Source organism: Romboutsia maritimum, from assembly GCF_002251085.2.
Taxonomy (GTDB): domain Bacteria; phylum Bacillota; class Clostridia; order Peptostreptococcales; family Peptostreptococcaceae; genus Romboutsia_B; species Romboutsia_B maritimum.
The window spans coordinates 72,157-98,250 of record NZ_NOJZ02000001.1 but is presented as its reverse complement, the minus strand read 5'-3'; the positions used below and the strand labels follow the sequence as shown (position 1 = coordinate 98,250).

Annotated in this window: 28 protein-coding genes, 1 tRNA gene and 1 other annotated feature; of the genes, 12 read left to right on the top strand and 17 right to left on the bottom strand. The window is 24.9% G+C overall.

Translation table 11 applies throughout. The features are described from left to right. Window positions 1-165: 165 nt before the first annotated feature. Window positions 166-987, bottom strand: a complete 822-nt coding sequence (locus CHF27_RS00465) for a pyridoxamine kinase (protein ID WP_095404935.1) — start codon at window positions 985-987, stop codon at window positions 166-168. A gap of 249 nt (window positions 988-1,236) precedes the next feature. On the opposite strand from CHF27_RS00465, the gene CHF27_RS00460 reads away from it, so the two are divergent. Beyond that, window positions 1,237-2,382, top strand: coding sequence for an amidase domain-containing protein (locus CHF27_RS00460; RefSeq protein ID WP_095405113.1), 1,146 nt, complete (start codon window positions 1,237-1,239; stop codon window positions 2,380-2,382). A gap of 181 nt (window positions 2,383-2,563) precedes the next feature. After that, window positions 2,564-2,764, top strand: coding sequence for a cold-shock protein (locus CHF27_RS00455; RefSeq protein ID WP_095404936.1), 201 nt, complete (start codon window positions 2,564-2,566; stop codon window positions 2,762-2,764). A gap of 73 nt (window positions 2,765-2,837) precedes the next feature. On the opposite strand, the gene CHF27_RS00450 is transcribed toward CHF27_RS00455, so the two are convergent. Then, window positions 2,838-3,614 carry a hypothetical protein gene (locus tag CHF27_RS00450; RefSeq protein ID WP_095404937.1) on the bottom strand — a complete coding sequence of 259 codons (777 nt, stop codon included), beginning with the start codon at window positions 3,612-3,614 and terminating at the stop codon, window positions 2,838-2,840. A gap of 171 nt (window positions 3,615-3,785) precedes the next feature. Between CHF27_RS00450 and CHF27_RS00445 the strand changes: the two genes are divergently transcribed. Beyond that, window positions 3,786-4,190 carry a CBS domain-containing protein gene (locus tag CHF27_RS00445; RefSeq protein ID WP_095404938.1) on the top strand — a complete coding sequence of 135 codons (405 nt, stop codon included), beginning with the start codon at window positions 3,786-3,788 and terminating at the stop codon, window positions 4,188-4,190. Window positions 4,191-4,255: 65 nt separating this feature from the next. Here the strand turns inward: CHF27_RS00445 and CHF27_RS00440 are convergent, their stop codons facing one another. Beyond that, the gene (locus tag CHF27_RS00440) at window positions 4,256-5,011 is read right to left on the bottom strand and encodes a peptidylprolyl isomerase (RefSeq protein WP_095404939.1); all 756 of its coding nucleotides are present in this window, start codon (window positions 5,009-5,011) and stop codon (window positions 4,256-4,258) included. Between the two features lie 104 nt (window positions 5,012-5,115). Next, window positions 5,116-5,532 (bottom strand): hypothetical protein, encoded by a 417-nt coding sequence (locus CHF27_RS00435; protein ID WP_243444913.1) that lies wholly within the window; start codon window positions 5,530-5,532, stop codon window positions 5,116-5,118. A 155-nt stretch (window positions 5,533-5,687) separates the two neighbouring features. Here CHF27_RS00435 and CHF27_RS00430 point away from each other — a divergent pair, with 155 nt between their 5' ends. Continuing rightward, a complete protein-coding gene (locus tag CHF27_RS00430) occupies window positions 5,688-5,936 on the top strand; it encodes a TIGR03905 family TSCPD domain-containing protein (RefSeq protein WP_095404941.1) in 249 nt (82 codons plus the stop codon). Between the two features lie 68 nt (window positions 5,937-6,004). Here the strand turns inward: CHF27_RS00430 and CHF27_RS00425 are convergent, their stop codons facing one another. Together CHF27_RS00425 and CHF27_RS00420 are read right to left on the bottom strand one after the other, a co-directional pair. Beyond that, a complete protein-coding gene (locus CHF27_RS00425) occupies window positions 6,005-6,457 on the bottom strand; it encodes a hypothetical protein (RefSeq protein WP_095404942.1) in 453 nt (150 codons plus the stop codon). A 377-nt stretch (window positions 6,458-6,834) separates the two neighbouring features. Continuing rightward, window positions 6,835-8,469, bottom strand: coding sequence for a carbon starvation CstA family protein (locus CHF27_RS00420; protein WP_095404943.1), 1,635 nt, complete (start codon window positions 8,467-8,469; stop codon window positions 6,835-6,837). Between the two features lie 736 nt (window positions 8,470-9,205). Here CHF27_RS00420 and CHF27_RS00410 point away from each other — a divergent pair. Both CHF27_RS00410 and CHF27_RS00405 read left to right on the top strand, forming a co-directional pair. Then, the gene (locus CHF27_RS00410; RefSeq protein ID WP_095404945.1) at window positions 9,206-10,087 is read left to right on the top strand and encodes a DMT family transporter; all 882 of its coding nucleotides are present in this window, start codon (window positions 9,206-9,208) and stop codon (window positions 10,085-10,087) included. 82 nt (window positions 10,088-10,169) lie between these two features. Further along, entirely contained in the window at window positions 10,170-11,444 is a 1,275-nt protein-coding gene (locus CHF27_RS00405) for a Gfo/Idh/MocA family protein (RefSeq protein WP_095404946.1), read from the top strand. Between the two features lie 68 nt (window positions 11,445-11,512). Here CHF27_RS00405 and CHF27_RS14655 read toward each other — a convergent pair whose 3' ends face one another. Further along, on the bottom strand, window positions 11,513-11,962 hold the full coding sequence (locus CHF27_RS14655) for a YrvL family regulatory protein (protein ID WP_095404947.1): 450 nt from the start codon (window positions 11,960-11,962) through the stop codon (window positions 11,513-11,515). Window positions 11,963-12,201: 239 nt separating this feature from the next. Here CHF27_RS14655 and CHF27_RS00395 point away from each other — a divergent pair, with 239 nt between their 5' ends. Both CHF27_RS00395 and CHF27_RS00390 read left to right on the top strand, forming a co-directional pair. Further along, window positions 12,202-13,110 carry a S66 peptidase family protein gene (locus CHF27_RS00395; protein WP_095404948.1) on the top strand — a complete coding sequence of 303 codons (909 nt, stop codon included), beginning with the start codon at window positions 12,202-12,204 and terminating at the stop codon, window positions 13,108-13,110. A gap of 114 nt (window positions 13,111-13,224) precedes the next feature. Further along, entirely contained in the window at window positions 13,225-13,815 is a 591-nt protein-coding gene (locus CHF27_RS00390; RefSeq protein ID WP_095404949.1) for a DUF3867 domain-containing protein, read from the top strand. A gap of 64 nt (window positions 13,816-13,879) precedes the next feature. On the opposite strand, the gene CHF27_RS00385 is transcribed toward CHF27_RS00390, so the two are convergent. The 3 genes from CHF27_RS00385 to CHF27_RS00375 form a co-directional block, all read right to left on the bottom strand. Then, entirely contained in the window at window positions 13,880-14,521 is a 642-nt protein-coding gene (locus CHF27_RS00385; RefSeq protein WP_095404950.1) for an isochorismatase family protein, read from the bottom strand. 206 nt (window positions 14,522-14,727) lie between these two features. Then, complete coding sequence (locus CHF27_RS00380) at window positions 14,728-16,107, bottom strand: YjiH family protein (protein WP_243444912.1); 1,380 nt, start codon at window positions 16,105-16,107, stop codon at window positions 14,728-14,730. Window positions 16,108-16,161: 54 nt separating this feature from the next. Then, window positions 16,162-16,374: a binding site (T-box leader), on the bottom strand. A 75-nt stretch (window positions 16,375-16,449) separates the two neighbouring features. Then, entirely contained in the window at window positions 16,450-17,172 is a 723-nt protein-coding gene (locus CHF27_RS00375; protein WP_095404951.1) for a glycerophosphodiester phosphodiesterase, read from the bottom strand. A 131-nt stretch (window positions 17,173-17,303) separates the two neighbouring features. Between CHF27_RS00375 and CHF27_RS00370 the strand changes: the two genes are divergently transcribed. Beyond that, entirely contained in the window at window positions 17,304-18,116 is an 813-nt protein-coding gene (locus tag CHF27_RS00370; RefSeq protein WP_095404952.1) for a tetratricopeptide repeat protein, read from the top strand. Between the two features lie 89 nt (window positions 18,117-18,205). Here CHF27_RS00370 and CHF27_RS00365 read toward each other — a convergent pair whose 3' ends face one another. The 3 genes from CHF27_RS00365 to CHF27_RS00355 form a co-directional block, all read right to left on the bottom strand. Beyond that, window positions 18,206-18,766, bottom strand: coding sequence for a GerMN domain-containing protein (locus CHF27_RS00365; RefSeq protein ID WP_095404953.1), 561 nt, complete (start codon window positions 18,764-18,766; stop codon window positions 18,206-18,208). A 192-nt stretch (window positions 18,767-18,958) separates the two neighbouring features. Then, window positions 18,959-20,872 carry an ABC-F family ATP-binding cassette domain-containing protein gene (locus CHF27_RS00360; RefSeq protein ID WP_095404954.1) on the bottom strand — a complete coding sequence of 638 codons (1,914 nt, stop codon included), beginning with the start codon at window positions 20,870-20,872 and terminating at the stop codon, window positions 18,959-18,961. 65 nt (window positions 20,873-20,937) lie between these two features. Then, on the bottom strand, window positions 20,938-21,684 hold the full coding sequence (locus tag CHF27_RS00355; protein WP_095404955.1) for a M15 family metallopeptidase: 747 nt from the start codon (window positions 21,682-21,684) through the stop codon (window positions 20,938-20,940). A 138-nt stretch (window positions 21,685-21,822) separates the two neighbouring features. On the opposite strand from CHF27_RS00355, the gene CHF27_RS00350 reads away from it, so the two are divergent. After that, entirely contained in the window at window positions 21,823-22,596 is a 774-nt protein-coding gene (locus tag CHF27_RS00350) for a sugar phosphate isomerase/epimerase family protein (protein ID WP_095404956.1), read from the top strand. 30 nt (window positions 22,597-22,626) lie between these two features. On the opposite strand, the gene CHF27_RS00345 is transcribed toward CHF27_RS00350, so the two are convergent. Further along, complete coding sequence (locus tag CHF27_RS00345) at window positions 22,627-24,078, bottom strand: aminotransferase-like domain-containing protein (RefSeq protein ID WP_095404957.1); 1,452 nt, start codon at window positions 24,076-24,078, stop codon at window positions 22,627-22,629. 29 nt (window positions 24,079-24,107) lie between these two features. Further along, a complete protein-coding gene (locus CHF27_RS00340) occupies window positions 24,108-25,004 on the bottom strand; it encodes a D-alanine--D-alanine ligase (RefSeq protein WP_095404958.1) in 897 nt (298 codons plus the stop codon). A gap of 250 nt (window positions 25,005-25,254) precedes the next feature. On the opposite strand from CHF27_RS00340, the gene CHF27_RS00335 reads away from it, so the two are divergent. Both CHF27_RS00335 and CHF27_RS14355 read left to right on the top strand, forming a co-directional pair. Beyond that, window positions 25,255-25,328: transfer RNA gene (locus CHF27_RS00335), tRNA-Cys, on the top strand. A 74-nt stretch (window positions 25,329-25,402) separates the two neighbouring features. After that, the gene (locus CHF27_RS14355) at window positions 25,403-25,546 is read left to right on the top strand and encodes a hypothetical protein (RefSeq protein ID WP_199533595.1); all 144 of its coding nucleotides are present in this window, start codon (window positions 25,403-25,405) and stop codon (window positions 25,544-25,546) included. Here the strand turns inward: CHF27_RS14355 and CHF27_RS14550 are convergent. Together CHF27_RS14550 and CHF27_RS14095 are read right to left on the bottom strand one after the other, a co-directional pair. Continuing rightward, complete coding sequence (locus CHF27_RS14550; RefSeq protein WP_115975844.1) at window positions 25,536-25,772, bottom strand: IS3 family transposase; 237 nt, start codon at window positions 25,770-25,772, stop codon at window positions 25,536-25,538. The genes CHF27_RS14355 and CHF27_RS14550 overlap by 11 nt on opposite strands. Before the next feature lie 78 nt (window positions 25,773-25,850). Further along, window positions 25,851-26,057 carry a hypothetical protein gene (locus tag CHF27_RS14095; RefSeq protein ID WP_147294066.1) on the bottom strand — a complete coding sequence of 69 codons (207 nt, stop codon included), beginning with the start codon at window positions 26,055-26,057 and terminating at the stop codon, window positions 25,851-25,853. Window positions 26,058-26,094: the final 37 nt, after the last annotated feature.

The following is a 26,094-nucleotide window of genomic DNA, read 5'->3' as shown; positions in this document are numbered from 1 at the left end:
CATATATAATACATTTTATAAAAGTTAAATAATATATAGACTAATTATTTAAAATAAAATTGTATCAAAATTAACTAAATATTAATATTATATAAAAAAGGACATATATGAGTTTAGACAACGTGGAAATAGAGGCTAGTTATAATATTATAATTAGCCTCTTATTTATATACATGTTAAATCGCATAAAAATTTTTCAAACATTACGCCATCATTTCTATCAATATTAAATTTAGATGTATAATCAATAGTTTTTGAAATGAAGTTGGTTGCTGTAATAACTGCAAAATTTAAATCATAACCATTAGTTAATAATCCAGAAATAATAGATGTAAATATATCACCAGTACCACTATAAGAGCAATTATTATATTTTACAGATGTAAAAAAGTATTTATCAATAGCTTTATCATAAGCTAGATTAAGTATATTATCTCCTTCTAATATGCCTGTAATGACTACTTTACTAGGTCCAATACTACAAACATCTTTAGCTAAGTTAATAAGTTCATCTCTAGTAAAGTTCTTTTTAGAATAATTTCTTCCTGTTAATATACATGCTTCCGTTAGATTTGGTGTAGTTAGGTCAGAAACTTTAACTAAATTTTTAATCTTATTGCACATTTCAGTATCAAATACAGGATAAACAAGACCATCATCGCCCATTACGGGATCAACAACTATAAGAGAAGTCTTATTTTCTTTTATAAATTTAGAGACTATTTCAATTTGATACTTTGATCCTAAAAAGCCAGTATATATACAATCAAAATTAAGATTTAGATTTTTCCATACATTAGAATATGTAATCATTTCATTTGTAAAATCAAAAAATGAATACTCAGGATATCCAGTCTGGCTTGAAAGTATTGCAGTTGGGAAAGGACAACATTGAACTTTTAAAGCCGAAAGAATAGGAATAGCTACACTCAGAGAACATTTTCCCACCCCAGATAAATCATTTATAGCTGCTACTTTTTTTAACATAGTAATCCTCCATAATTAAATACATGTTGTTATAAATATATATTACTACTAAAGGTTATAAAAAAGTAGTATCTACAACAAAATAAAATAAAAAATATATTAATAAATGATTAATTTAATAATAAGAAATAAATAAAATTATTTAACTCTAATTGGATATAATAAATAAAAAATAACTAAATTCTATTTAATATAGGAAAGTATATATTTGAAAAATATAGGGTGTTATATTTAATGGGAGGTATAAAGTTGAAAAAACTCATAAGAAAAAATAAGTACATCAAATACACTATATTATCAGCATTTTTAATTTTTACTTTAGCATTATGTGTAAAAGTTAATCTAGAGCAGAAAATTAGAGATGAGGTAATAGAAACAAGTACTATTGAAAATGATGAAATGAATGATCAGTACAAATTATTATTAGAAAATTTATTTGATTATAGAAACAAAGCTTTATTAGAGAAAAATGAAGATAGTTTAAAAGAATTATATGAAACTCATAAGAAATTTGGATTATGGGCTTATGAACATGAAGTAAAAAAAATGAGATATTTAGAGAATTGGTCTAGTAAACAAGGTGTTAAATTTAAAGATATAAAAACAAAAGTAAAGGTTAAAAAAATAAAGGAAAAAGAAGAAGACCTTTATGGAATTATATGTACAGTATCTACAGAGTATAAATATTCATATGAAAATCAACTAGATAATGAGAATATGTTTAGAATAGGTACATATCATTATTTAAATGTTAAAATAAGAGATAATCAGTATGTAATAACTAAGGAATGGTATACAGATCCATTTGCAGATTCTTTAAATCTAGAAAATATAAAATCTGAAGACATAAAAAATTATATAATGTCTAAAGAACAAGAAAAATTACAATTAAGTGCAGAGCAACAAAATGCTGTAAATTATGCACATCAGTATTGTGGAGCAGCAGCCGATGAAGAATATGGACTAAAGTTTAATTCTAAGTATAGAGATTATAATCCAGAAGGTGGAGATTGTGCGAATTTTGCTTCACAAATAATGTTTGAAAGTGGAAGATTTAAAAAGAATGGGACTTGGAATTATAATAATGGAGATGGAACAAAAGCATGGGTGAATGCTCAAGCATTTAAAAACTATATGATATACAGTGGAAGAGCAACATTAGTTGCAAAAGGTTCTTATCAAGATGTATACAAACAAGCTTATAGTTTAAGACCAGGTGATTTTGTGGGATATGAAAAGGGAGGAAGAATAACTCATGTATCTACTGTAACAGGAATAGATTCAAAAGGTTATCCTTTAGTAACATGTCATAATACGGATAGATTATTAGTTCCTTGGGATTTAGGATGGAGTGACAAAGATATAAGATTTCATATAATAAAAGTTAATTATTAACTTTTGTTTTATTAATAAATTAAGTTTTTAAACTATAAAAAATTATTATTTAAACAATATAACTATAAAAAAAGTATAAACTTAATTATGTTTGACAAAAACAAATATATATGCTAAAGTGAAAGTAAAGTTACAAAGCAAAGTAGCTAAATATTTGTGTTTTTTTAGGAGGATTTATTAAATGAAAACTGGTGTAGTTAAATGGTTTAACAATGAAAAAGGATTTGGATTTATATCTGTAGAAGGTGAAGGAGATGTTTTCGTACATTTCTCAGCTATAACTGGTGATGGATACAAGTCTTTAGAAGAAGGACAAAACGTTGAATTCGAAGTAGTTGAAGGAGCTAAAGGTCCTCAAGCTGCTAACGTAGTTAGATTATAATTAAAATTCATATATATTAGTAAGTCTAGTAATATGTGAAATTCAAGCCGCTTAATAGCGGCTTTTTATTATTCTAATTATTATTATTTTTTATTAGTCCAATACCTTTTTTAAATACAAAGTTTTTTTCATTTACTAATAAGTCAAAGAGTTCATTTGAATTGTATTTACAAAAATTATCAATACAAAACTCTAATTTATCGTCTATCATATCAAATTCATCATACATATTAAGTGCAACTGAAAATTTAGACATATAATCTCTAATCATATCAATATCTACAATAAGTTCAATCCATGAGAAGTCAAGCTCTTTATTAATTAGCATGGATTTAATAACAGGAATTAAATCATTTTTACTTTTTATAGGTAAGATTATATTTTCTAATTTTTTATTTTTATTAATAGTATAAACTAAATCATCTATAATATATTTTAAATTGTTTTTAACAAATTTATTAAAATCCTTTTGATTAAATTTATATTGAATATCAGATATTAACATATCGTTCATGTTGCTTTCCCAAAGCTGATATGCAAATTTATTATAGCTAGGATTTTTTAATGGGTTACCAAGGTAATCGTAAAGTTTTGGAAAAGAGTAATTTTTGTTTCTAGCAATTTCACATCTAAAGAAATAACCATCTTTACCAGAAGGAATTAAACTGATAATAAATTCATCAAAATCACTTCCTAAATATACGTTAGTAGATATTATGGTATTTGATAAACTATATATGTTTTTTTTATCAATGGATTTAGTATTAGTTTTTATAACTATATCATGTATTTTTTTTTCATAAATTTTATTTAATATATTTTCAACTTCTTTATTATAATCAAATATCATGTAGATGCCTCCTAAATTGAATCTAGTAAGTATATACCCAAAAAAAATATTTTAAAATAAAAATTTAAATACAACTCTAAATATGTTAGAATTAATAATGTAGAAAAAAACAACTATACTGCTTTTGTAAAAGATAGAAGTTATTACAAAAGTATATGGAGGTGTAGTATTGTGAACATATTGTTTTTTCTAACACCTAAAAGTGAAGTTGCGTATATATATGAAGACTACACTATGAGGCAAGCTTTAGAGAAGATGGAATATCACAGATATTCTGCAATCCCTATAATTAATAAAGAAGGAAAATACGTTGGAACAATAACCGAAGGGGATTTATTATGGACGTTAAAAAATGATCTTTCTTTAGACCTAAGAAGCATAGAAGATATACCTATAATGAGTATAAAAAGAAGAATGGACAATACTCCTGTATCTATAGATGCTAATATAGAAGATTTAATATCTAAGTCTATGAATCAAAATTTTGTTCCTGTAATAGATGATCAAGAAATTTTTATAGGAATAATAAAGAGAAGGGATATAATAGGGTATTGCTACGAAAAAATGCGTGCATAGAAAATTAAATAAAAAATTAAATAAAAAAATAGAAGCGGGTGAAATTCACCACGCTTTTATTTTTATTAATCATTAAATTTAATAGTATTTTGGTATTTAGTTTTAAGATCATTTAATTTTTGACCATAAACTTGACTTTGTTTTTGGTACATTAAAGTTTTTTCTATTTCACTTTGAACTTCTTCATATTCAGATTCCCCACCAGGTTGCATATCTTCTAATTTTATTAAATGATATCCAAATTGAGTCTGAACAGGCCCTCTTACTTCACCTTTATTCATAGAGAATACTGCTTCTTCAAATTCAGGAACCATTTGACCTCTAGGGAATGAACCTAAATCTCCACCAGCATCTTTAGATGGGCAAGTAGAATGTGCAGCAGCAGCGTCTTCGAAAGATACTTCACCAGCATTTATTTTATTAAGAATATCTTTAGCTGTATCTTCATTGTCTACTAATATGTGTTTAGCAGAAGCTGTTTCTGATTTATTAAATTTACTTTTGTTAGCTTCAAAGAAAGCTTTCTTTTCATCTTCAGTTAATTTAACACTGCTTAGAACTTTATTTATAGCATATTGTTTTAACATATTTTCTTCTATTTTTTTCATTTCAGCTTTAAAGCCTTCATCATTATGTAATTCTTCTTCTTGAGCTTCTATGAAGAATAATTCTTGATTAACTAAATCTTCTAATAATTGTTTTTTTCCTTCTTCTGTATTAAAATGCATAGCTTGATATGGATCAAGACTACTTAAAGCACTTTCGATGTCTAAATTAGTTATTTCTTTTTGACCAATTGTAGCTAAAACTTTTTTTTCCATAATAGTTAACTCCTTTATATTCTATTTAATTATTAATATTAACCTTTAGTTTAAATAATATCAGAAAAAATTATATATGTCTAATATTTCCTTATATATATAATTTAATAGAATATAGTTATTACTAATAATAAAATAGAACCAATAATTCCAACAACACCTTCATCTATTTTATACTTAGACACTTTAACACAAGAAAAATAAAAATAGAGAATAAGGAATAACATTTTCAAATATAACCAGAATAAATTCTTAGGAAATAATAAGAAACTTCCAAGTGTAAATAAAAATGCTAACAAAGTACTTATACGATAAAGTATTGTTATAAGTTTTATATTTTTATCTTTATAGAAAATAAATAAAAATGAGATTATATAAATTATAGATAAAATAGCAAAAATTATAAATAATTTATATTCTACAGATTCATTAGCTATAAATAGCCATTTATATAAAATAATAGGCCAAAATAATAAAGTTAAAAGTTTAAAGTAATTATCAAAAAAATTATTTTTGTCCAATTTTAAACATCCTTTCATAAATATTAATTAAATTATCTATAAATAAATTAAAGCATACATATATGTTAAATGCTAGAGTTATTATTTTTGAAATTGAAATAAAGGTTATTAATAAACTGTAAAAAACATATTTTATTAAAGTAGGAGGTGTTTGCATGTATAGATATTATACAAAAGGAGTTTGTTCAAAATCTATTTTACTAGATATAGAAGATGATGTTTTAGTAGATGTTGTTTTTGAAGGTGGCTGTGCAGGCAGTTTAATAGCTATAAAACATTTAATAGAAGGTAAAACAATAGATGATATAATAAGCATGTTAGAGGACATTCCATGTAAAAATAAAGGTACATCTTGCCCAGATCAATTAGCAAAAGCTTTGAAAATATATAAAGAATATGCTTAAAAGTTACTAAAAAAATAAAAAATAGGCTGCTCTAAAATATAAATTTTAGAGCAGCTTTATTTTTATAATTATTTACTAATTAATATAGATATTTTAGCTTCTGGATTATAGTATATTTGAACTTGTTGATTTTTCTTGATATGTTCAAGATCTTCCCCACCATAAGCTATTTGTAATTTTATAGGTAATTTACCTTGTTTTATAATAGCAACATAATCCTTTTTGCCTTTTTTCTCTAAACTAATTAAATTACCTGCATAAGGTTTGAAATTTTGATATTTTTCACTAGCTTTTTTTATGTAGAAGTAAGTTCCCGCCGCTATAACTAAATTTACTCCTAGTATAGCCCAAGAATTTATCTTTAGCATAAATCCAGCTATTATTACGACGAACATTAAAACCATAGGTACGATTGCTTTTCTTAGAAGTAATTTCCCCATTATTTCATTAGCCTTTTGTTCAGATGCACTCATAGTTTTTGATCTAGCGAATGACTCTGCAAATTTGTCTTTTAAGCCCATATTAATCCTCCTAATTTTTATAAACATTTAGTTATGATAACGATATTGCGCTTGAAACTAAAAATTTATTACATATATATTATGTTCAAGTTTTGCATTTAAATTTATATCCAAGCAAATCAAAATATACTAATTATTTTATCATAAAATTATAAAAAAGAAAATAAATGAAATTATAAAACTTAATAAATACAATTTTATTTAAAAGTTTTTGAATATTACAAATTAATTTACATAATTATTGCATAAGTTATTTTTTTAATATGTCTATATATACAAAGTATAAATGATAAGTAAAAAGTATGTGGATTTTCGATAAAAAGGAGCTATATCAAAATTTTTATATTTTTGATACAGCTCCTTTAGTAATTAATTATTTACTTTGAATTTTTTAGAGAATGTTTATTTTTATAGATTAAGCATATAGCTTCATAGATTAAGATTCCCGCAAGAATTAAAAGTAATGATGCTATAATTACTAAAGTATAATTTACACCAATATTTGCTTTTATATTTAACATTAAAGAAAATATAGTTACAATAAACATAAATATTATAGGGATTATGAATTCTTTAAAACTTCGTTTAGAGTTAGCAAGCCATAAGGCTATAGCAAGTAAAGCTATTGCAGCTAGAAGTTGATTTGCAGAACCAAATATTGGCCATATTTTTTCGTATCCCATAATTGCAAGAAGTCCTGAAAATACAACTGTGATACCTGTTGATAGATACATATTAGATAGAGGGTTATTTTTATTAGTTTTATCATTATTATTTTCTTTTTTATCTTCATCAAAAAACTCTTGGAAGATAAATCTTGCAAGTCGAGTTGAGGTATCTAAGGAAGTAAGAGCAAAAGCAGAAATTGCAAGAGATGTAAAAGTTTTTCCTATACTAAAAGGGATACCAAATGATAGCATAAAGTTTGCAATACCTTCAGAGAATACATTAACAGGTCCACCATTTTTAAGAAGATTAGTAAAATCACCATGAGATATATAAGCTACGGTTATAAGAGCAACTATAGCAAGTAAACCTTCTATAAGCATTGATCCATAACCTATCTTTTGAGCATCACTTTCTTTATATAGTTGTTTAGCCGAAGTACCAGAACCTACTAAAGAGTGGAATCCAGATATAGCACCACAAGCAACGGTTACAAATAAAACAGGGAACAAATATTGGTTATTTACAGTAAATCCTGTAAATCCACTCATTTGTATTTCGGGTCTCAATATGCATATACCAATTAAAGAGCCAGCAATCATTGAATATAACAAGAAAGAATTTAAATAGTCCCTAGGTTGTAGAAGAATCCAAACAGGAGTTACAGATGCTATGAAAATATAAACTAAAAGAAGAAGAATCCAAATGTATTTAGGAAGAACTAGAGGAAATAAAAAACCTAAATAAATACAACCAAATAACAATATAACACCTATTACAGTAGCTATACTTAAAGGCATTTTAAATCTATAAACAGCCATACCGAATAATATAGCTAAAAATATAAATAAAATAGAAGCACTACCAGCTGCAGGTGTACTTACGAAACTATCAGCTACAATGTTAGAAAATGCAGCTACTACCAATATTAAAGTAAGCCATGCGAATAAAGAAAAAAGTCTTTTACCTTTTTTACCCATGTTAACTTCTATTATTTCACCAATAGATTTTCCATCATGTCTTATAGAAGCAAATAAAGAACCGAAATCTTGTAGTCCTCCGAAAAATATACTACCGATTAGAACCCATAAAGTTACAGGGATCCAGCCAAATATAGCTGCTTGTATAGGACCTACTATAGGACCTGCACCAGCTATTGATGCAAAATGATGGCCCATAAGGATTGGAGTTTTAGATGGAACATAGTCGATACCATCATATTTTGTATGAGCTGGAGTTTTTCTGGAGTCATCAATACCCCATTTTTTAGCTAAATAACCTCCGTATAAAATATAAGCTATAATTAGTATAAGTGCACTAAATATTAATAATGTAAAAGTATTCATAACAATACCTCCTTATAAAAATTAATAATATCTTTAGAGTCTTTATTGTAGAAAAATTCTTTAGTTAATGTATTAAAAAGAATAATTCTAAAATTAGAATATCCTCTAAGACCAAACTTATAGCTTCTCCTTTTTTTGAATTTTTTTATTAAACTAGATAATTCTAAATCAATATTTGGAGAAGTTAAAAATAAAGTTACGTATGTAGACATATGATTTTCGTTTATATTTACAACATTATTTAATGCAAAATTTGAAAAAGGAAATATAAAGTTATCGAAATCATTTAAAGAGATGTTTTGTAAAGATTTAACAAAGATATATTCTTTATTATCATAAGACCATATAACTTTCTGTCTACTTAAAAAGTATTTTGAATTAGATAAAATAAATTCCCCCATAAAGTCAAATGAATAGTCATTTAATGAAAAGTTATTGTAAATATTAAAATAACTGGACAAGCTAGACTTTAAATTGTCAATAACAGATAATAAACTTATATTATTTTGAGTACTAATAATAATTATGCCTCCTTTCTAAAATATATTTATAATTTTTGGAAATTAAAAAAGAGTAAAATAAATTATTTTATATTACTCTAAATGTATATGATAAATATAAAATAATTGACTATATATTTTTAAAAATATAAAATTATATAGATAATTTGTTAATTGTTACAAAACAATAGCTTATATAAAATAAGTCAAAATAGTTATAGAAGGAAGGAATTAAAATGGATAATGCAATAAAATCAAATAGAATAAAAGGAATATTATGTATAATTGGATCGGCTTTTGGATTTGCAGCTATGTCAGCATTTGTTAAGTTAGCAGGGGATTTACCTAGTTTTCAAAAAGTATTTTTTAGGAATTTAGTATCGAGTATAATAGCACTTTGGCTAATTTTAAAACATAAAGGAAGTTTAACTGGAAAAAGAGAAAATAGAAAAATTTTAATATATAGATCTATATTTGGAACATTAGGCATGGTATTAAATTTTTATGCAATAGATAAATTGGTTTTATCTGATGCAAATATGTTAAATAAAATGAGTCCTTTTTTGGTTGTTATATTTTGTGCAATCGTATTACAGGAAAAAATTAATTTAAAACAAATTTCTATGATTATCATAGCATTTATAGGAGCTTTATTTATTATAAAACCTACTTTTAGTGTTGATACAATTCCGTATTTATCAGGATTCATGGGAGCTGTATTTGCTGCAATGGCATATACTTGTCTAAGGGTACTTGGAAATAAAGAAGAATATTATACAATTGTGTTTTTCTTTTCAATGTTTTCATTACTTGTTATTTTACCTTTATTCATAATGGTTTATGAGCCTATGTCATTATTACAACTTATATATCTTCTTTTAGGTGGAATATTTGCAAGCTTAGGTCAATTTGGAATTACTTTAGCATATAAGTATTCACCAGCTAAAGAGATATCTATATTTGATTATAGTAATATAATTTTTTCAGCAATATTTAGTATATTTTTATTTAATGTCTATCCAGATACAGTAAGTATTATAGGGTATTTAATAATTTTTACAGCTGCTTTTTATATGTTTTTATATAACAAAAAATTAGATAAAATAAACAAAAACTAAACTAGACATTTGTTAATATATACTATAATTATTTTATAAGGTTAAAATATAAGAGTATATAAGTAAAAATGGGGGTATAAATATGGGAAAAGTAAAAGTAGCTATAATAGGAGCAGGCCTTAGAGGAACATATAAATATGGGGAATATATTCAAAAAAATTTAAGCTTATGTGAAGTTGTAGCAATTGTAGAACCTAAGAAGGGAAGAAGAGACACTTTTGTAAAGAAATACAATATAAATAAAGATAATGTATTTGATAATTTTGAAGATTTTTTTGAAAAAGGTAAAATAGCTGATGCAGTTATAATATGTAATAGTGATGAAAGACATTATGATTATCTAAATAAATCATTAGAAATAGGATATCATGTTCTTTTAGAAAATCCTATGACAAATAGTTTAGACAAATTAGTACATATAAAAGAGTTAGCTAATAAATTTAATGATAGAGTTTTTATGTCATGTAATGAGCTAAGATATACAAAATTTTTTAACAAATTAAAAGAAATAATACAATCTCAAGAACTAGGTCAATTAGTTAATATACAGTATAAAGATAATATAGGTCATTGGAATTATGCACATAATTATATAAGAGGAAATTGGAGAAATAGTAGTGATTCAAGTCCGATAATAGTATCTAGAAACTGCAATGATATTGATGTTTTAATATACTTAATAGAAAGTAACTGTAAAAAAATATCGTCATTTGGGAGATTAAAACATTTAAATAATGAGAATATGAATTTAAACATGAGTGAAAGTTGCTTGAGATGTAGTATAGAAAATAAATGCCCATACTCTGCAAAAAAAATATACTTAGAAAAAGATAGAAATATAAAATATTCTGTACATATAAATCCCAGTGAAAGTAACTTAAAAGAAATTTTAGAAAAAGGACCTTATGGAAGATGCGTATATATGTGTGATAATAATGTTTGTGACAATATGGTTAGCATATTAGAATTTGAAAATGGTGTAAATGTTACATTAAATTCTTCAGCATTTACTAAGGAACCTAATAAACTTATAAATATGATGTTTAGTTTTGGGGAAGTTAGTGGTAATTTTATAGATGGTAAAATAAAAATTGAGAAATTTTCGCAAGAAAATTTTATAGAAATAAATATAAATGAGGATATAAAAGATGAAATGTTAAATACTGAATTAATAAGTGATTTTATAGGCTTAATTAATAAACAAATAAATAAAAATACTATACTTGATAATATACAAAGTCATATAGTATCTTTTGCAGGAGAGTATTCAAGAGTAAGCTCAGAAGTAGTTACTATAGATGAATTTTTTGATAATGCGGTTGAAATGACTAAGCAAATAGAAAGTGTATTGATATAAATGTTTTTAGTAATATAACGAAGGTCTGAAATTTAAATTCAGACCTTCGTTATATTACACTCAAAATTTTATTTTGAGATAGAATCTTTATTTTTGTCTTTGTCTAAAAAATCTATACACTGAGATAAAAGATAGTTAAGTATTGAAAATAGTACCTCTGTATATAATGGAATATTTATACAATTCATCAAAAAATCTATAAAATTAATTGTAATAAATGTTAAAGTAATCTCCGTTATAAATTCTAAAATTTTATAATTAAAATATGAAAATTTATTTATATACTTGAATATATCAAGTATTGCTATACATAAGAAGTCTGTTGGAATAGCAGCACAAAAATATATTACGAAAAACAAGATTACAGACCAGAATGAATTATAATCAAATCCTAGAAAAGATAAGAAACCAATTCCTACAAGTGTAAATATAAAAAATTCTATTATTAAAAAGAAAGCAAAGAATAAAAATAAAGAAATAAATTCTAAAATGCGATTTTTATTTTTTATATTAATCACTCCTTAAAGACATATATTAATATTTTATTATAGTCACATAAAGATTTTACATTAAAATTGAAAAAAATTCCAACTAATTGATTATAAATAATACAAAAAAGTATATAGTACAATATTTAAATAATATAGTATTTAGTTATAGTATCAAAATATGATGTTAGGGTATATATAGATAGTGTAATAAAATGAGTAAATATTTATAAAATTATAAAAAATATTTATTGCCAGGGGGAATTAATATGATAAATGAAAGGGGATTGAAAATAGGTGATACTATAGGAATAGTAGCTCCATCAGGACCTTTGAAGAAAGGTAATTTAGAAGAAATAAAATCAAAAATAGAGTCATATGGATACAAGGTTAATATAGGTAAAAGTTGTTATTTAAATTATAAAGGTTACTTAGCAGGAGAAGATTATATAAGAGCTAAGGATATAGAGAAGATGTTTTTAGACGACAGTATTAATGCAATTATGTGTTTGAGAGGTGGATATGGTTCAACTAGAATTTTAAATATGATAAATTATAAAATTATAAGTGAGAATCCTAAAATATTTATTGGATTTTCGGATATAACTGCTCTTCATATAGCATTTAACCAAAAATGCAATTTAACAACTTACCATGGAATAATGGCATCTACATCAATTGAATGGGATGATTTTACTTACAAATCTTTGATAGAAACTATAAATTTCAAAAGAGAATTGAATATAAGAAATCCTAAAGGAGAAGAAATTAAAACATTTTGTAGGGGAATATCACAAGGAATTTTAGTAGGTGGTAACTTATCACTTTTAGCATCTACGCTTGGAACTGAATATGAAATAAATACGAAAAACAAAATTTTATTTATAGAGGAAATAGGAGAATATATTTATAGAATAGATAGAATGTTAACGCATCTTGACTTAGCAGGAAAATTTAAAGATTGTAGTGGTATTATATATGGAGACTTTAAAGATTGTATAAAGAGCAGTCCTGATGATTGTGAAATAATTGAAATTTTAAAGGAAATATCATTAAAGTATAATAAGCCTTCGGTATATAATATTAAATCAGGGCATTGTATGCCAATGATAACCATTCCATTAGGAGGTGAATGCATATTAAATGCATCAGAAAAAACAATTAAATTTAGGAGATAAGTATATAAATATACTAAAAAAGCTTAATATATACAAAGTAAATGTGATATAAATATTTGTTATAAAATATGATATAATCTTATACAAGTAAAACTTTAGCTAGGAGGAGTAGATATGTCTGACGATAGAATAATTGATTTTAATGAATTAAAAAATAAAGTAAAAGATACTGATGTAGATAAATTTGAACAATATATATATAATTTATATTTTTCAGTTATGGATGGAAGTATGACTATGGCAGAATTTTCTAGGAAAATATTTGATTATATGAACGATAATAATATATCTCAAGAGAAATTTATGAATATACAAAAGAAATTTATGGAAAGGTATGGAATGGATTCTGAGGAAATTGAAAAACAGCTTAAAAGCTTTGGAATAAATCCCTCTGTATCAGGTTTTGAAAATTTAAATCCAGAAAATATTACAAATGAAGAAATAGAAGCTATTAGAAAAAGCACTGGTTTTTATGAAAAATATGGACAAAAGATACAACCTAAAAGTTGTATAACTACATTTGTTAAAAATGATATAAATGACGTAACTGTAATAATAGACCAAGAAAAAATAATGTTGTATAGTGATAAAAAAATAAATCTTATGGATGCTGAATTAAACGAATTTTTACTATCATATAAAAACATGTTTAATAAAAAAATAAGAGTAGTTATGTGCGAAAATAGTACACAATATGATTATTAAATAAAAAATAAGCTATATCAAAATAAAATAATTTTAATTTGATATAGCTATTTTTTTAGAATCATTAATCTAAAATAATTTCTTTGACAACATTAATTCCATTTTGAATCATACTATTAAAAAACACAATATTTAAAAGCTCAGCAGGATGAGTATTAGGAATATCATATGTATCAACTAAGTTCATAGGAACTAAAATATTTTTATTCATATTGTTTTGATTAAAATAAGATTTTAATGTTATTGCAAATTGATAAATACATATATCAGTACAATCACCAACTATAATTATATTATCAACATCATCAAAAGAAATTTCTTTTAAAGCAAAAAATCCATTAGTAGAATTTTTGGGTAGAATTCTAATATTATCAATATTTTTAATTTCTTCTACAACATCGCTTTCAATGTTATCAAAAAGGCAATGAGAAGGATAACTTAATAGTTCAATAGATTCTTTAGTATGAGAGTCTGTAAATGCTATTATTTCTTTTATAGTCGAAGATAAATTTTTTGTAAATGAAGAAATAGGATTTATAAGATTTTCTATTCGAGGGGAGTATAAAGCTCCACATTTTGCAAATCCATTATTCATATCAATTATGAAAAGTTTAGTTTTATCTAAATTTAAATTAGAAATATACTCTACATCTAGATTATTTAAATTGTTGTTTAAAGAATTGAGTTCTTTTAATAAATTATTCATATAATGCCTCCTTATTAGATTTAATAAAATTGTACGTATTAAATTTACAAAAGTCAAGACTGATGTAAAGACAGAAAAAAAGCTATCTTTAAATAGAAAATTCAAAGATAGCTTTTGAAAGATTAAGTTATCCGCAAGTGTCGAATACTTCTTTCTATAAATATTATGTTTTAAATTTGTAAATTGATACATATATTAAAATTTATTTATATAAAAATAAATTTTGCAATTAAAGTTATAATTGGTAAAGATATTACTGTACGAGTTAGAAATATTAAAAATAAATCTTTTAGATTAAGTGGAATATCTGATTTTAATATAACGGCTCCGGTTTCTGTTAAGTATACTAATTGAGTTATAGACAATGTACCTACTATAAAACGAGTAACTTCACTTATACCATCTGCAGATACCATGATAGATGGTAAAAACATATCTGTAAATCCTACAAGTACAGCAGGTGCAGCTTGAGCGGCATCTGGTATATTTAAAAGATTTAGTACAAATATAACCGGTACAGATATTATATTGAAAAATGGTGTAAATTCTGCAACCATTAAGGCTAAAGTACCCCAGGCCATAACTAGTGGCAATAATCCTAAATACATATCTACAACTGTTTTAAATCCATTAATAATTATAGTTTTTAAAGATGGTGCAGTTTCAGATCTATCTATAGCTTTTTCTAGACCAAATTTAAACAAATTAACTCCTTCAGGTACTAAATCTTCTTTTAAATGAGGAATGTTGTTAAATGTATTGTTAGTAAAATTTTTTAATGGATATATGCGAGGCATTATTAAAGCACAGGCTAATGATGCTATACAAACAGTAGCATAAAATGGAACGAATAGTGGCATAAATCCAAGTTGGTCAGCTATAACAGTTGAAAATGGAAGCGATACTAATGAGAAACAAACTGATATTATACATGCTTCTTTTGCAGTATAGAAACCTTGTTTATATTGAGTATTCGTAATCATAATACCAAGAGTACCATCTCCTAACCAAGAAGAAACTGCATCTACAGCAGAACGACCAGGAACTTTAAATAATTTGTACATAGATTTAGATATCATAGCACCAAAGAAGTCCATTAATCCAAAGTCTACAATGAAAGGTAATAAAAATCCAGATACTAAGAATATGGCAAGTAAGCTAGGTAAAAGACCAAGCATAGTTTGTCCTGTTATTTCTGAATGAATAAATTTAGGACCAACTTTAAATATAGTCATAACTATAAATATAGCACCTAGTATTCTAAATGCTAACCAAAATGGTGATACATTTAGTAAATTTCTTAAAAATTCATTTTTAATATTTATAAATTTGCTCAGTACAGATAGTATTGCAGATGAAACTATAACAGCTAAGGCAATGTTATTAAGGTAATCGGCAGCTAAAATTTTTATAAGCTCAGCTAAAAAGCCGATACCGATATTAAAAGGTGAGAGTCCCTCTAAAGAAATAATATTACCGTAAGGCATTGGAATAACAAATAAAAATAGACCAAATAGCGACGGTATAAAAAATTTAAAAAAGTTTTTGTTACTTGAACCTAAATTAGGTTGTATGGGATTTTCCATTATTCATATCCTCCTAAAATTTAATTAAATTAAAAAAGTCCCTTGGTCAAAAGACCAAGAGACGAATATTTCCGCGTTACCACTCTCGTTGATAAAAAATAAATTTTTATCCACTCAAATCTCTTAAGGCGAGATAACCTATTATCGTACTTAAGTTCAGATAATATTCTCATAAGCTCTTTTCAATTAAACTTCATTACCAAGTTTCCACCAACCTTGGCTCTCTATAAATTTAATTTAATTTACTTTCTTAATCATAGAATTTGTCGTTTTAAGTTGTTTTATATAATCTTAGAGTAGTTTTTTTAAAAAGTCAATCTTTTTTTAAAAAAAACATATTAATTAAAACTTTTTTTTAATATTATTAAGTTTATCTGGATAGTTAGTAAATATACCGTTAACTTTAAAATTAATTAATTTTATCATATCTTCAGTAGAATTTGCAGTATATACATTAACTTCAAAATTATTTTTATAAAATGTATTTAATAAGTGTTCTGTTACTAAATTAACAGGCGGATGTATATAATTAGCATTTAAGTTTTTAGCTAAGTCAAGTATTTGATTATTGTAAATTTCAAACAATAAACCTGTATTTATAGTAGAATCAATTTCATTACAAATTTTTAAACTATTAGGATTAAAGCTAGATAGTATAATTCTATTTTTAATATTATATTTATTTATTAAATCAATGACATCTTTTTCTATATTTTTATAGTGTATATTATCAGTTTTTAGCTCTATATTTAGTATAAAATTTGTAGGTAAAAAAAGTTCAAGAACTTCTTCAAGAGTAGGTATTTTACAGTCATCATTATCTTCGAAACCTTCAATTGACGACTTGAAATTTTTTAGTTCTTTTAATGTATAATCTTGTACAAGTCCACAACCATTAAATGTTCTATCTATAGTTTCATCATGTATAACTACGAGTTTTTCATCTTTAGTTTTATGAACATCAAATTCAATTCCACAAATATTCAAGTCTAAGCATTTTTTAAATGAAAGCATAGTATTTTCAGGATAATAACCACTAAAACCTCTATGTGCATAAATATTCATTAATAATTAACTCCTCTCTAAAATGGGTTATAAAAAGCCTAATATCATTATACATCATAATTTAGTAACATAAATAAATTATAACAATAAAATAATTATAAGAGTAAATGTTTGCTATGGAGGTATACAAAATGGCTATAAATGATATGTTTAAAGAAATGTTTAATGAGCAAAAAAGGGAAAAGGAATTAGAATATCAAAAGGAAATATTGAAAAAAGTAGTGGAAACAGAGTATAACTATTTAAATGATTTTGAAAATGGAATGGGGCTTTTAGAAGATGAAAATTATAGTGAGGCATTTATATATTTAAAAAAATATGCAGATAAAAATAATACACAGGCACAATATGAAATTGGAAGAATGTTTAAAGACGGCCTAGGTGTAGAAAAAAATTTAAAGGATGCTAAGAAGTATTTAATGAAATCATATAAAAATGGATTTAAAAAATCGGGAGAAATACTTAGAGAAATAAGACATAAAGAGAAAGGTGAAAATTTAAAAATAATTGATATTGATTTTGAAAATAGGAAAAGTGATTTAGGATATAGCATAGATGTTCCTAAAAATTGGACGGAATTGAAATCAAAAAATAAAAAATGTTTTGACACTATAGCAATAGATAAATTTGATGGAGATGTTATTTTTAATATAAAAATGCAAGTGTTTTTAATAGAAATACCTTATAATATGACTGATTGTGTATCATTAGATAGAGTAGCTAATAATATGGGATGTATAGAATCGGTGATTTTTAATAATGGAAATTGTGAAGGAAGATTAATATGTTCAGAAGGGTTAGATGGAACTTGTAACTATATATTTATAGCCAAAGGTAAGAGGGGAATATATGATTTAAGAATAGTGGTAGACAAGTATTTAGATTCAGCTTATGAAGATATTATAGATCATATAGTATACAGCTTTAATATAGAGGATGATTAAAAAAATAGAAAATAGAAAATATAAGTTTGAATAAATTTGCTTGTAGTATTGCAAATTTAAGTCAAACTTATATTTTTTTAAAATTAAAATTAATTAAAAGACTCTTTCATAAAATAATCATCTTTTTGAAATAAAATATGACCACTTTCGTATTCCTGTCCATCAACTAATATTTTTAATTTATCTAAGTTAAAATTTTCTATGTATGTTTTAGCAATTGAATCAAGCATCATAACTTCAAAAGAAGATCCTAAATTAAAATCATAGAATTCTTTAGAAAAATTTATTACTCCAACAGAATTATTACTTGAATCTATATAAGATTCAAATTTATTTAATTTAGTACCTTTAGTAACGACATCACAATTTTTAAGTTCTTCAAATATAGACTCCGCAGTCAATTCTTTTAAAGTAACTTTTTTATTTATTAAGTTTTCTGAGTCTATATCAGAAGTATAAATAGTAGCTATGATATTATTAGATTCATTGTTTTTAGAAGTATCTTTTTTATTATTAGATACATTAGATGAGATTGGAATTTTAGATGTTATTGAGGCTTCTTTAGCAGAGTCAGGGATATTAGAGCATCCTGAACATAGAGCTAAAAAAGGTATTATAAAAGTAAAAATAACTATAATTTTTTTTAGCATAATACATCTCCTTTAAAAATATTATTTATTAGACTTAATAAACAATATGAAAGATAAATAATAAATAGTACGTTTACATTTATTTTATAATGAATATTTTGGTTGTTTATAAAAATATTCATTATAAAATAAATAAAAGGGATTACCAATAAAAATGTTGATATATCCCTTTTAAACAAATTTAAAATTTAGTTAATTTTTAGAATTTGAAATTTCATCTGCAAGATTATTTAAATATTCCCATCTTTCGTATTTATGTTCTAATTCTTTTTCAAGAGATTCTTTTTCGTTAAGAATATCTTGGAGTTTAGTAAAATCAGTAGCATATTTTGAAGTTGATTCTCCTAAAGCTTCAATTTTTTGTTCAAGTTTTTCAATGTCGTTATCAATAGCTTCAAATTCACGCTGTTCATTATAAGTAAATTTAAGCTTTTTATCAGATTTTGGTTTTTCTTTTTTTACTGGTTTATCAGTTTTTATTTCTTTTTTTTCTTCTTCAAATTCAATACCTTGAATTTCTTTATAAATAATATAATCACTGTAGTTACCTGTGTATATATGAATTTTACCATTACCTTCATATGCAAAAATTTTGTTACAAATTCTATCTAAGAAATATCTATCATGAGAAACTGTTATAACAACACCTTTAAATTCATCTAAATAATCTTCTAAAATATTAAGTGTTTCAATATCTAAGTCATTAGTAGGCTCATCTAATAAAAGAACGTTAGGAGCCATCATAAGTGTTCTAAGTAGATGAAGTCTACGTCTTTCTCCACCAGACAATTTACCAATTAAAGTATATTGCATAGTACCATTAAATAAAAATCTTTCGCACATCTGAGATGCAGTGATTTTAGTTCCGTCAGATGTTTCTATATAATCACTTGCTTCCTTTACGTAATCTATAGCTCTCATATCAGGATGCATATGAGAATCATCTTGAGAAAAGCAACCTATCTTTACAGTTTCACCTATAGATATATTACCACTGTCAGGTTGAAGCTTTCCATCTAACATTTTAATAAGTGTAGATTTACCAATACCATTTTTCCCAATTATACCAATTCTATCTGTACGGGCTAAAGTATAATCAAGCTTGTCTATAAGTATTTTATTATCAAATGACTTAGAAATATTATGCATTTCTATAATTTTTTTACCAAGTCTACTAGATCCCACAGATATATCCAGTTTATCATCTAAAGTATTAGTTTTTTGATTTACAAGATCGTCAAATCTTTGAAGTCTAGCTTTTTGCTTTGTAGTACGAGCTTTAGCTCCTCGTCTTACCCATGCTAATTCAGTTCTGATAAGGTTTTGACGTTTATCTTCCATACTAGATTCTATAGATAAACGCTCCATCTTTTTTTCTAGGAAAATAGAGTAGTTTCCTTCATAGCTAAATAGTCGACCTTTATCTAATTCGATAATTCTGTTTGTAACACGATCTAAGAAATATCTATCGTGAGTTATCATAAGTAAAGAACCTTTTCTAGAATTAAGATAATCTTCTAACCAATCAATAGTATCATTATCTAGGTGGTTTGTAGGTTCATCTAATATTAATAATTCACAAGGAGTAATAAGAGCAGATGCCAAGGAGATTCTTTTTCTTTGTCCACCAGATAGTTCTTTTATTTTTTTATTAAAGTTATTTATACCAAGTTTAGTAAGAACAGACTTAGCTTCACTTTCTAAATCCCATAAATTAAGAGCATCTATTTTTTCTTGTAATGATAGTAATTTTTTGTTTAAATTATCATCATAAGAGATTGTAAGTTTTTCTAAAACTTCTTGATATTGACCTAGTAAGTTCATTTCATCTGAAGTTCCTTTAAAAACTTGCTCTAGAACAGTAGCATCTTCATCATAATATGGGTTTTGAGGAAGATATTCAACCCTTACCCTGTTGGCTTTTGTTATATTACCAGAATCACATTCTTCAACTCCAGCAATTATTTTAAGTAAAGTAGATTTACCAGTACCATTAACTCCAATAAGACCTATTTTTTCGCCTTCGTTGATTCCAACAGAAATATTCTCTAGTAACATTTTCTCAGAATAACTTTTATTTATATTTTCTAATGTCATTAAATTCATTATATTATCACCTTTTATTCATATTTGATTTTAGAACTTTTAAATTGCTTTTAAAAATATGTAATTTATTTAAATTCAAAATGCTGGTAATCTGGATTTTTCCAGTATCCACCCCAACTCCAGCCTCTTTTTATAAAGGCATTGTAACAATCATCTCCTTCTTGAATCATACCTTTTTTTATATTATCTCTATTGGCATAAATATAACCCTTTTTAGGGCTTGTACTATTGCCTATAACATGAGGATTTTGTAAGGTATTTATATCAATAGCTAAACCTTTACCATGATTTGAAACTACATTTGTTCCTGCTATAGTTCTATAACAAAAAGCAGAAGAATTATTATCTGCCATTGATTTTTCATCAATTGCATTGTATTCATCAATTAATTTGATTTTTTCAATTGGATATTTTTTTTCATATAATTCTTTAAAAATATCTACTACATCAGATGCTACGTTTTTGTTTACAATCATTTCACCTAAATGAGTTTTATCATCAAAACCATAATATGTTAAATTTAAATATGAAAGGTTATCAAAGCTTATAGGCTCATTTGAGGGCATAGATTTTCCTATCATTCTATTTTTTACATTATTAGGAATAGGAGAAAATGAAAAAACAGATTCATTTTTATTGTCTTCTTTTAAATTTTTATTTTGGATATTATCACTATCTTCATTAATAATATTTTTTTGTGCTACTAAAGTTTGATTTTTATCAGAAGTATCAAAAATAGTAGTATATAAAAAATAAGATGATGTAGATAGTATTATCAATATAATTGATAAAAATTTTATTATTTTTAACATAATAGTCCCCTTATATTTTAAAAAAATTATTTTTATATTAGCTAATAAAAGCTAAAAACTAAATATATTATAACTCATAAAACAAACAAGATAAAATGTTTTTATAAGCTATAATATATTTAAGGGGGCGATAGACATATGGATATATACATATCACAATTAGATGAAACTAAAAAAGTACTTCCCATAATAGAAAAGTATGATGTAGGATTAGAAGTTGTTCAATTTGCAAGTCCATTTATACTAGATGATAAAAAGACATATATAGAATCATATAAAAAAGAATTGGGTGACATTTTGAATTATATAGATATATCAATACATGGACCTTTTGCTGATTTAATTCCAGGAAGTAGAGATAATATGATAAGGAAAATTACTGATTATAGATTTGAGCAATCTTATTATGTTGCAAAAGCATTAAATGCAAAGAAAATTGTATACCATCATGGGTATACACCAAAGACATATAGTAATACAGAATGGTTAAATAATTCTAATAAATTTTGGAATAATTTTTTAAAAAATAAACTAGATGATATACAAATTCATATAGAGAATACATTAGAAGATGACTATTTTTTAATAAATAAAGCGATTACAGAAGTAAATAATCCGAATTTTTCAGTATGTTTAGATATTGGTCATGTAAATGTATATTCTCATTTAGGTGTAAATAAATGGATTTATGAATTAGGTGATAAAATAAAGCATATGCATATACATAATAATTATGGAGATAAAGATAGTCATTCATCAATAATAAAAGGGAATATGAATATTATAGAAATATTAAATTTAGTAAAAGAAAAATATAATGATACTAGTATATCTTTAGAAATCGTAAATACTAAAGAATTAGAAGAATCATTGGAAATATTATATGAACATGGATTAGTTAAAAAAAGATAATGAAAAATAAAAGAGTTAGAAAATTAAAAACTAATAAACTAACTCTTTTATACTTTCGCCAATTATTTTAATACCTTTTTCTATATCATTAAATGATAGCCTAGAAAATCCTAATCTTAAAGTATCATAACCTTTACTATCTAAATAAAATATATCTCCAGGCATAAAAATTACTTTTTTTTCGAGGCATTTATTTAATAATTCTCTAGTATTTATATTTTTTAATTTTAAAAATATATGAAGACCACCATCTCCTAAAATGTATTCTGTAGGAATATATTTATCTACACATTCCATAGCAAAGTTAAATTTATCACCATAAAATTTGCGTATTTTTTTTACATATTTTTCAAAGCCGCCATTATATAAGTAATCATAAAGTATACCTTGGTCTAGAAATGATACATGTATATTTTTACATCTTTTAACACTTTCAAGTCTATCAACTACATTTTTATCACCTAAAATCCATCCTATTCTAAGCCCAGGAAATAAAATCTTTGAAAAGCTACCTATATATATAACGCCATTACTTGATTTGTCTAAAGAGCATATAGGGAATATATGAGAACTTGAATAAAGAAGTTCTTCGTTAAAACCATCTTCAATAATAGCAATATTAAATTTTTTCATTAAATTATAAAATTTATATCTATTTTCGGGTGACATTACAACTCCAGTAGGATTATGATAAGAAGGTGTAACATAAGAAAACTTAATTTTATTTTTATGAATTTTTAATTTATCTTCTAGCATATTAAAATCAAGTCCATTTTTGTTAATATCAACGCCGATTATATTAAGTCCAAGAGCTTTCATAATTTTTATAGCTGTATTATGAGTTGGATTTTCACAAATTATATAATCTCCAGGATTAGTAAAAGAAGAAAGTATGATATCAAGACCTTCTGTAAATCCATTAGTAATTAAAATATCTTTATTTGAAGTATCTACACTTTTTTTATTCATATAAGTTAAAAGATAATCTATAAGTGGTTTATAACCTTGTGCATAGCCGTAGTTAAGAAGTTTATGACCTTCTAGAGATATTCTATTTAAAAAGGATTTTTTTAATTCTTCCATATCAAATAACTCACCATTTGGAGAAATACTTTTAAATGAAATTAAATCAGATCTCCAAGGAACTTCGCTTTTAATAATGTCTAGTTCATTAGCAATCTTAGAATATTTATTCTCCATTATATTCCAATCAATAGACCAAGATGTAGTACTATGAGAATTTTTAGAACTAGCAAATGTTCCTTTACCTGAAATAGAATAGATAAGACCATCAGATTTTAATTCTTCATAAGCAAGAACTATTGAGTTTCTACTTACATCTAAAATTTGGCTAAGCTCCCTTGTAGAAGGGAGCTTGCTATTATCTGGAAGTAATCCTTTAGATATCATATCACTTATATAATTTTTTATTTGAATGTAAATTTGTTCATTATCATTTATTTTTAGATTTGAAAATATCAATTTATCACCTCAAACTTTAAATAGAATATTTATTTCATAGAATATTCTATTATTTTATCTAATAATTCACTAAAGCTTATATTTCTTGATGCTGCACTTCTAGGTATTAAACTAGTTTTAGTTAAACCAGGAAGGGTATTAAGTTCAAGAACATAAGGTGTATTATCACTTATAATAATATCAACTCTTACGTATGCTTTGCAATTGAAAATATTCCAACAAGTCTTTGAAATTTCGTTTATTTTACTTTGAATGTTTTTTTCAAGATAGACAACTTCTTCTTTAGCTCCATTTTCGCCATATTTAGAAGTGTAATCGAAGAATTCTGAAGTTGACTTTATAGATATAGTAGGGAATACCTCTCCGTTAAGTATAAATGAAGTATATTCTTCACCTGGGATATATTTTTCTATCATAGCACATTCATCAACTTCTAAAACCTTAGTTACTGCATCTAATACTTCTTTTTCAGATTTTATTAAAAATGTAGCAACACTTGAACCACCACAATTTGGTTTTATAAAAAGAGGATATCCAATTTCATTAATTTTATTAAAATTAATTTCATTAGCTGATTTTACAACTAGCCAATCTGCAGTAGGTAAATTAGAGTGTCTTAAAATAGTCTTAGTTATATTTTTATCCATACATAAGCCGCTTGAAAGGGGACCGCATCCTGAATAAGGAATATCCATGGTTTCTAGTACTGATTGAATACATCCATCTTCACCAAATTTTCCGTGAAGAGCTAAAAATGCAAAATCAATATCATCTGTTAATTTTGTGAAAATATCTTTTTTATCATCTATTACTATTTTTATAACATCATATTTATTTCTATCTAAATTATTATATACTTCTCTTCCAGAGTTTAAAGAAACTTCTCTTTCTGATGATATACCACCCATTATAACTGCTATTTTCATGTTACCACTCCTATATATTTAAATTTTTTATTTAAAAATGAATTTTCTAATATGAAACTTGTGTTTATACTTAAATTATATGAGAATTTATTATTATATGAAAGTACCACTACATAAGTAGTTTATGATATGAGTGGATTGTATATATAAATAAATTGAAAATAAAATAAAACTTAAAAAAAACTTATAAATTAAATTTCATAAAAACAGTTATAAAAACTTACAATATGTAATATAATTAAATTGTTAAGGCGACGTAGCCAAGTGGTAAGGCAGTGGACTGCAACTCCTTGATCCTCAGTTCGAATCTGGGTGTCGCCTCCAATAATTAGCTTAGTGTATACTAAGCTTTTTTTCTTACAAGAATATTATTTTAGTTTTCAAACTGTGGAAAAATTATGCATAATAGTAATATGAGTAAGTGTAGAAAGTATGAAAGTGACAAAATTATAAATATAAATATAATTTTAAAATATCACTTCAATGAATTCAAAAAATTGAAGTTATCAAGATTAAGAAATAAAGAGATGCCTAGTGGATAGCGGAAATAATCAAACTTAGGCAATTAAGGTCTGACTTCGATAGTCCAATAGAGCCCGTCTGTTTAATTTTTTTGCGATTTTTTTCATTATAAAATTTTATATAATTATTTATTGCCAACTTTAACTCCTTAAATGTATCAAATACTAACTTATTATTATTTGACGTTGAAATAACATGTAAAACTATAATATTATCACCTAAGTCTAAAATTGTACTTAAATACACCTTACTTCCATTAACTAATTTAAACTCAGTTACATCAGTTAACCATTTTTCGTTTGCTAAATATGCTTTAAAATATTTTCAACTGTAATTTGAGAAATATTGGATATAATTTATAAGTGTACTTCCTTTATCTGGATAAGACTTAGTTATATTATGATGATTATTATACAGCATAATCCAGTGTTGAAGAATTAATACACTAGATATTTCATATTTTATACATATATCAAATTGAGAGTATTCACTTGATAAATAGTCTTTTATTGCTTTAATTTGATTTTTCAAGCCTTCTTAGCCTAATGATTCATATTTATGTACCCAT

What these genes read in the sequence shown, in the direction of transcription:
- CHF27_RS00370 (WP_095404952.1), top strand. Translation starts at nt 17,304, where the DNA reads ATGGCTATAAATGATATGTTTAAAGAAATGTTTAATGAGCAAAAAAGG.
- CHF27_RS00380 (WP_243444912.1), bottom strand. Translation starts at nt 16,107, where the DNA reads ATGGAAAATCCCATACAACCTAATTTAGGTTCAAGTAACAAAAACTTT.
- CHF27_RS00390 (WP_095404949.1), top strand. Translation starts at nt 13,225, where the DNA reads ATGTCTGACGATAGAATAATTGATTTTAATGAATTAAAAAATAAAGTA.
- CHF27_RS14355 (WP_199533595.1), top strand. Translation starts at nt 25,403, where the DNA reads ATGCATAATAGTAATATGAGTAAGTGTAGAAAGTATGAAAGTGACAAA.
- CHF27_RS00375 (WP_095404951.1), bottom strand. Translation starts at nt 17,172, where the DNA reads ATGAATATTTATGCACATAGAGGTTTTAGTGGTTATTATCCTGAAAAT.
- CHF27_RS00450 (WP_095404937.1), bottom strand. Translation starts at nt 3,614, where the DNA reads ATGATATTTGATTATAATAAAGAAGTTGAAAATATATTAAATAAAATT.
- CHF27_RS00355 (WP_095404955.1), bottom strand. Translation starts at nt 21,684, where the DNA reads ATGTTAAAAATAATAAAATTTTTATCAATTATATTGATAATACTATCT.
- CHF27_RS00360 (WP_095404954.1), bottom strand. Translation starts at nt 20,872, where the DNA reads ATGAATTTAATGACATTAGAAAATATAAATAAAAGTTATTCTGAGAAA.
- CHF27_RS00410 (WP_095404945.1), top strand. Translation starts at nt 9,206, where the DNA reads ATGGATAATGCAATAAAATCAAATAGAATAAAAGGAATATTATGTATA.
- CHF27_RS00405 (WP_095404946.1), top strand. Translation starts at nt 10,170, where the DNA reads ATGGGAAAAGTAAAAGTAGCTATAATAGGAGCAGGCCTTAGAGGAACA.
- CHF27_RS00465 (WP_095404935.1), bottom strand. Translation starts at nt 987, where the DNA reads ATGTTAAAAAAAGTAGCAGCTATAAATGATTTATCTGGGGTGGGAAAA.
- CHF27_RS00430 (WP_095404941.1), top strand. Translation starts at nt 5,688, where the DNA reads ATGTATAGATATTATACAAAAGGAGTTTGTTCAAAATCTATTTTACTA.
- CHF27_RS00385 (WP_095404950.1), bottom strand. Translation starts at nt 14,521, where the DNA reads ATGAATAATTTATTAAAAGAACTCAATTCTTTAAACAACAATTTAAAT.
- CHF27_RS00365 (WP_095404953.1), bottom strand. Translation starts at nt 18,766, where the DNA reads ATGCTAAAAAAAATTATAGTTATTTTTACTTTTATAATACCTTTTTTA.
- CHF27_RS00340 (WP_095404958.1), bottom strand. Translation starts at nt 25,004, where the DNA reads ATGAAAATAGCAGTTATAATGGGTGGTATATCATCAGAAAGAGAAGTT.
- CHF27_RS00425 (WP_095404942.1), bottom strand. Translation starts at nt 6,457, where the DNA reads ATGGGCTTAAAAGACAAATTTGCAGAGTCATTCGCTAGATCAAAAACT.
- CHF27_RS00455 (WP_095404936.1), top strand. Translation starts at nt 2,564, where the DNA reads ATGAAAACTGGTGTAGTTAAATGGTTTAACAATGAAAAAGGATTTGGA.
- CHF27_RS00440 (WP_095404939.1), bottom strand. Translation starts at nt 5,011, where the DNA reads ATGGAAAAAAAAGTTTTAGCTACAATTGGTCAAAAAGAAATAACTAAT.
- CHF27_RS00420 (WP_095404943.1), bottom strand. Translation starts at nt 8,469, where the DNA reads ATGAATACTTTTACATTATTAATATTTAGTGCACTTATACTAATTATA.
- CHF27_RS00395 (WP_095404948.1), top strand. Translation starts at nt 12,202, where the DNA reads ATGATAAATGAAAGGGGATTGAAAATAGGTGATACTATAGGAATAGTA.
- CHF27_RS00350 (WP_095404956.1), top strand. Translation starts at nt 21,823, where the DNA reads ATGGATATATACATATCACAATTAGATGAAACTAAAAAAGTACTTCCC.